Annotated in this window: 7 protein-coding genes; 2 read left to right on the top strand and 5 right to left on the bottom strand. The window is 65.2% G+C overall.

Translation table 11 applies throughout. The annotated features are described in order from the left end of the window. Positions 1 to 192: 192 nt before the first annotated feature. Positions 193 to 648: a hypothetical protein gene (locus BO1_RS47830; protein ID WP_084688841.1), complete on the top strand. Its 456-nt coding sequence runs from the start codon at positions 193 to 195 to the stop codon at positions 646 to 648. A gap of 179 nt (positions 649 to 827) precedes the next feature. After that, the gene (locus BO1_RS47825; RefSeq protein ID WP_028223642.1) at positions 828 to 2,189 is read left to right on the top strand and encodes an MFS transporter; all 1,362 of its coding nucleotides are present in this window, start codon (positions 828 to 830) and stop codon (positions 2,187 to 2,189) included. A 134-nt stretch (positions 2,190 to 2,323) separates the two neighbouring features. On the opposite strand, the gene BO1_RS47820 is transcribed toward BO1_RS47825, so the two are convergent. From BO1_RS47820 to BO1_RS58665, 5 genes are all read right to left on the bottom strand, one after another. Beyond that, positions 2,324 to 2,677, bottom strand: coding sequence for a DOPA 4,5-dioxygenase family protein (locus BO1_RS47820; RefSeq protein WP_028223641.1), 354 nt, complete (start codon positions 2,675 to 2,677; stop codon positions 2,324 to 2,326). Positions 2,678 to 2,774: 97 nt separating this feature from the next. Continuing rightward, positions 2,775 to 3,551 (bottom strand): ATP-binding cassette domain-containing protein, encoded by a 777-nt coding sequence (locus BO1_RS47815; RefSeq protein ID WP_028223640.1) that lies wholly within the window; start codon positions 3,549 to 3,551, stop codon positions 2,775 to 2,777. Next, positions 3,548 to 4,522, bottom strand: a complete 975-nt coding sequence (locus BO1_RS47810) for an ABC transporter permease subunit (RefSeq protein ID WP_028223639.1) — start codon at positions 4,520 to 4,522, stop codon at positions 3,548 to 3,550. Before BO1_RS47810 ends, BO1_RS47815 begins: the two co-directional genes overlap by 4 nt. Positions 4,523 to 4,554: 32 nt before the next feature. Continuing rightward, positions 4,555 to 5,544, bottom strand: a complete 990-nt coding sequence (locus tag BO1_RS47805; RefSeq protein ID WP_028223638.1) for an ABC transporter substrate-binding protein — start codon at positions 5,542 to 5,544, stop codon at positions 4,555 to 4,557. 170 nt (positions 5,545 to 5,714) lie between these two features. Continuing rightward, positions 5,715 to 5,865 (bottom strand): hypothetical protein (locus BO1_RS58665; RefSeq protein ID WP_156992808.1); only part of this gene is annotated, 151 nt, incomplete at its 5' end.

Genomic DNA, 5,865 nt, shown 5'->3' with positions numbered 1-5,865 from the left:
TTAACGCGCGCACCCTTGCCTGTGCAAGCGAGAAATCACGGTCGGCTAAAAGCCTCTTTCCTCATACCAAAGTCCCCTTTGGCAGCCTGTTCCCAGGATGCGGCTCCGCCCGGGCCGCTCCCGGCATGTCGTTTGCGGCACACGTCCATCGATCGCCCTATGAGGCGCTGCCGCAATCGCAGCGATTCAACCATGAGACCAGAAATCGCCAGGATCGTGATTCGCGCGTCGGCTTGCTTCGCCGCCACGCTCTCGCTCATCGCGCCGCCTGCCGCCCACGCGGACGACAGCGCAAGCCCCTGTGCCGCGCTCAAGCGCATAGTCGAGGCGGCGCCGCAGCATTTCGCGTCGCTGAGTCCAGAGGACGGGCGAGCCGTTGCCCAGCCCTACGGAGACGACGCCCAGTGCGCGACGAATCGGGGCAGCTATCAATGCACGTGGAACACGCGTGACGCCCAGGCCGGTTCGGGCGCGGACGCCCTCGAAGGCGTAGGTGCCGATATCGCCGCCTGCCTGCCCGCCGCCACCCACGACGGAAATTCGCCGGGCCGCCAACACTTCTATCTAGGCGAGCGTGGCAGCCGCACCGAGATCACCGCACAGACAGTCGGCGCGAGCCGCGTGAAATTGACGATCTCCCCGCAATAGGGGGCACCCACGCAAACGCGAGCGCACGAGACCCGCTGCGCGCTACCCTCAATAATGTCCCCGATATCCGTCGCAACCGCACGCGCGTACGATTCGTGTGCGGAATTCACAGCATAAGAATCGCGAGCCACCCTGGGTGCACCGCCCACACGCGCCCGCGTAACGTCAGGAGACATTTCATGAGCCGCAGTTCAGCTGTCGACGTCCAGACGTTCATCAACGAGCATCCGTTCTCACCGTTTCAGGGGTTCATCTTCCTGCTCTGCTTTGCCATCGTCCTGCTCGATGGCTTCGACACGGCGGCCATCGGCTTCATCGCGCCCTCGCTGCTCGGCGAGTGGGGCCTCAGCAAGCCCGCCCTCGCGCCGGTGTTGAGCGCCGCGCTCTTCGGCCTCGCCTGCGGTGCGCTCGTCTCGGGTCCGCTCTCCGACCGGCTCGGCCGCCGCACCATGCTGCTTGGCGCGGTGCTCGTGTTTGGCGCGGCTTGCCTCACGTCGGCGTTCGCCTCGAGCATCGACCACCTCGTCTGGCTTCGCTTCGTTACAGGCGTGGGCCTCGGTGCGGCCATGCCGAACGCCGTCACGATGATGGGCGAATACTGTCCCGACGCCCGCCGCGCGACGATCATCAATCTGATGTTCTGCGGCTTTCCGCTGGGTGCGGCGCTCGGCGGGTTTCTCGCCGCGTGGATGATTCCGCACCTCGGCTGGCGCAGCGTACTCCTGCTCGGCGGCGTTACGCCGCTCGTGCTCGCCATTCCGCTTGCGCTGCGCATGCCGGAGTCGGTGCGCTACATGGTGGCGAACCAGCGGCCTGCCGAGCGTATCCGGGCCGCGCTCGCCCGCATTTCCGCCGACGCGCAAACCGCGCAGTCGTTCACCATGACCGAGAGCGCGCCACACGCCGATGGCAAGGGCCTCGGCGTGGTGCTCTCGGGTCGATATGCGATCGGGTCCGTGATGCTGTGGATCGCCTATTTCATGGGCCTCGTGATCTTCTACGCGTCGATCAACTGGATGCCGCTGCTGCTCAAGGACGCCGGCCTGCCGCCCGCCCGCGCGACGCTGATCTCGGCGCTGTTTCCGCTCGGCGGTATCGGCGCCGTGCTGTGCGGCGTGCTGATGGACCGCTTCAACGCCAACCGCATCATCGCCGCGTGCTACGCGCTGACCGCGCTCTCCGTCTGGCTCATCGGCCAGGCCGTGGGCAATGTGGGCGCGCTCGTGATGGCCGTGTTCGCGGCGGGCGTGCTCATGAACACCGCGCAATCGTCGATGCCCGCGCTCGCTGCCGCCTTCTACCCCACTCAAGGCCGCGGGACCGGGGTCGCGTGGATGCTCGGGATCGGCCGCTTCGGCGGCATCGCCGGGTCGTTTCTCGTGGCCGAGCTGGCGCGCCGGCATTTCTCGTTCGCGGGGATCTTCGCGACAATTGCCGTGGCCGGTCTCGTGGCCTGTGCGGCATTGCTCGTGAAGCAGGTCGCGCGGCCGCACGTCATGCAAGCCGGTCCGGGCGCCGAGAAGGAGTCGTTCGGCCACTGAGCGAAAGACTGAGCGCTGCCGCGTGACGGCGCGTCGAGTACGGTGCCTCAAACAATACGGGCCGCAATATCGAATTGCGGCCCGCTCATGTTGTGTATCGGGCCGATTCAGCGATCAAAACTTCGACAGCAGGCTCAGCCGCCAAGCGCGGCGAGGTTGAGCGTGTGTGAATGGCCGATCCATACAGCGGCATCGCGATGATCGCGCAACGCATCGTCGGTATTGGGATGCACGAACACGTCGAGCGAGCCGTGATTGAGCACGAGCCACGCGAATACCGCGGCAAAGCGCGCGGCCGGAATGGCGAGCTGGTACGACCACATCGGATGCGGGCCGACCGGACGCTCGTGAAAACGCCCGATCTCCACGGCGTCGCCCAGATGCGCCGCGATGGTCTCGCGCAAAGCCCACGCAGCGTCGCGCGTGCTGGCGTCGAAATAGATGTGGGCGTGCCAGCCCGAGATATCGGCAGGATCGAGATGCGTCATGGTAGTGAGGCTGAAAAACGGAAAGATGGCTGAGGCTCAAGGTGATATTGTGCCGCGAAATCCGGCTTGGCATGCGCCTGCCACATGCGTGCCGGCATCAGCGCGCGCCGTTCGCGTAGCTATCGCCCACCATGAGCCGCACGATCTCGTCGCCGTTCGTGTGCTGGATCTGGCGCTCGCCGGCGACCTCGCCCCTGCGCAGCACGACGATGCGGTCGGACACCGCAAAAATATCGTGCAGGTTGTGTGAGATGAGCAAGACCGCCACCCCCTGCGCCTTGAGCGAACCTATCAGCGCCATCACCTTGCGCTGCTCCGGCACGCCGAGCGCGGCCGTGGGTTCGTCCATGATGAGCACGCGCGCGTTCCAGTAAATCGCGCGGCCGATGGCGATGGCCTGGCGCTGTCCGCCCGAGAGCATCTTCACGGGGCCGCCGAGCTTGCGCGGCGGAATCACGATATCGAGCCGTTCCAGCACTTCGCGCGCGACTTGCGCCATGCGCGGCCGGTCGATCACCTGAAAGCCCAGCTTGCGGCGGGTGGGTTCGCGGCCGAGAAAGATGTTGCTGCCCACGTCGAGATTGTCGGCAAGCGCGAGGTCCTGATAAATCGTTTCGATGCCCTGAGCGCGCGCGTCCTGAGGATCGCGCAGCTGCATCGCGCGGCCGTCGAAGTGCAGTTCGCCCGCATCGGCACGATAGACGCCCGAGAGGATCTTGATGAGCGTGGATTTGCCCGCACCGTTATCGCCCGCGAGCGCGAGCACTTCGCCGGGCATCAGGTGCAACGAGACGCGCTTGAGCGCCTCGACACCGCCAAAGCGAATCGAAATGTCGCGCGCCTCGAGCACCGGCGTTGCGGGCGCATGGCTCATTGCGCGCCTCCGAGCCGCTCCTTGTACTGATCGATCAGCACCGACACGATGATCACGATCCCCACCACGATGAACTGCCAGAACGCGTTGACGTCGATAAAAACGAGGCCAAATTCGATGACGGCGATGATGAGCGAGCCAATCAACGTGCCGACCACGGTGCCCGTGCCGCCAAAGAGGCTCGCGCCGCCGATCACGACCGCCGCGATCGAGTCGAGCAACATCGGCTCGCCCGCGTTGGCGGCGCCGGCCGCGAAGCGCGCGGTATAGACGATGCCCCCGATCGCGGCAAAGGCGGCCGCGATCAGATAGATCGCGAACAGATGGCGGCGCACGTTGATGCCCGCACGCACGGCCGATTGCGGGTTGCCGCCGATTGCATAGGTGTATTGCCCAAACTTCGTTTGCGAGAGCACGAAGTGCATGAAGGCGAGCAGCACGGCCGTGAGCGCGACGGGCGTCCAGCCCTGGCCGAGCCATGCGAGTCCGGCATTGTCGACGGCGACGGTCATGCCGCTGCCGGCAGCGAGAAACCCCGCGCCGCGTGCCACGCCGTACATGCCGAGCGTGCCGATGAACGCGGGCACGCCAAGGCGCGCGATCAGCACGCCATTGACGAAGCCGGGAATCAGGCAGACAAGGATCGTAAGCGGAATCGACAGCAGCAGTACCCACGGCGAGCCGCCGCCCGGAATCGTGAACTGCGCCACGCACACGGCCGCGAGACCCATGACGAATCCCACCGAGAGGTCGATGCCCGCGGTCACGATCACGAAGGTCTGACCGATGGCGAGCAGCAGCGGCGCGCTGGCCGCGAGGCCGATCGATTGCAGGTTATAGGCGTTGAAGACGAAGGAACGATGCGCGGAGATGCGCGCCCATACTTCGAAGAAGACGAGCAGCGCGCCCAGGAATAGCCACGGCCAGACCTTGCTGACGAGCGCGAGGCGATCGAGCCGTTTGTCGTTCATGGCGCGCGGGTCCGTCCCGTCGGTCGGTCCGGTCAGTTCGAGTAGATGTAGACCTTCATTTCCGGCATGTCGATATTCGACTTGTCGAGCACCACGAAACCCGTGCCCCGGTAGACAGGAATCTTCTTGCCGTGGATCGCGTCGACGGCTGATTTCACCGCGTAATAGCCCATGTCGTACGGACGTTGTGCAATGGCGATGGAGACGAGGCCGCTACTGATCTTGTCGTCGATGCCCGGCACGGCGTCGAAGACCACGACCTTGACCTGGCCTTGCTTGCCCGCGGTCTTCACGCCTTGCGCGGCACCGCTGCCCGAGAAGGTGTTCGCTCCGAACACGCCCGCGAGATCGGGATTGCGCGCGAGCACGGCGGCCACGTGCGCGGCGGCACGATTGGCGTCGTCTTCGTTGTATTGCGTTTCGAGCACCTTGATGTTCGGATGCTTTTTCATCTCATCCATGAAGCCCTGCACGCGCGCGTCGGTGCTGGAGATGCCCGGCTTGTTGTCCTCGCAGTAGACCGTGCCGTGGTCGCCGATCGCTTTCGCAAGCGCACGCGCCGCCACGCGGCCGCCTTCCAGGTTGTCCGAAGCAATATAGGCAAGCGGGAAATCGGCGTCGCCCTTGCCGGTCTGGTAGTGACCGTCGCCGATATAGGTATCCACGGTGATGACCTTGATGCCGGCGTCGGCGGCTTCCTTGAGCGGCGCAATCATCTGCTGCTTGTCGACCGGCGAGACGAGCAGCACATCGGGATGCTTCGCGATCAGGGCCTTGAGAATCGGCACCTGCTCGGTCGTATTCCAGGCCTTTGGAACCTGGAACAGCAACTGCACATGCTCTTCCTTCGCCGCGCGCTCGGCGCCGCGATACATCGTGAAGTAGAACGGGTCGGTCACGCCGGGCAGCAGCGCGACCACGGGATGCGCGGCATCGGCATACGCCGCGCCGGGCAACGCACCGAGCGCAGCCACGGCGATCGTGGAAAGAGCCATCAGACGGCCAAGTGCAATGCGCAGCATATTCGTCATCCTCCAGGTGAGTCCGACGCACGGCGCCCAATCTTCCTGAGGCGACGACGCCCGGCAGCAGTGGCTCAGTATACTGACGAGCACTCTGGCCGGGCCTGGTGTTTTCCAGCAGTTTTATCGCGCCATGCCTCGCGCGTGCCGCGCGGATGAGTGCATACGCATCATTGCAGGAACAACCGATACGCCGGATTCTGCGTCTCTTCCCAATGCGGATAGCCGAGCGTGGCGAGGAAACGGCGGAACTCCGCGTCCTCGGCCGCTGGCACCTGAATGCCCACGAGGATCGAGCTGTAGTCGGCGCCCTGGTTGCGA

The sequence above is a fragment of the Paraburkholderia oxyphila NBRC 105797 genome (assembly GCF_000685075.1).
Classification (GTDB): domain Bacteria; phylum Pseudomonadota; class Gammaproteobacteria; order Burkholderiales; family Burkholderiaceae; genus Paraburkholderia; species Paraburkholderia oxyphila.
Note: the sequence above shows the minus strand (reverse complement) of the source record. Positions and strands in the feature narration are given on the sequence as shown.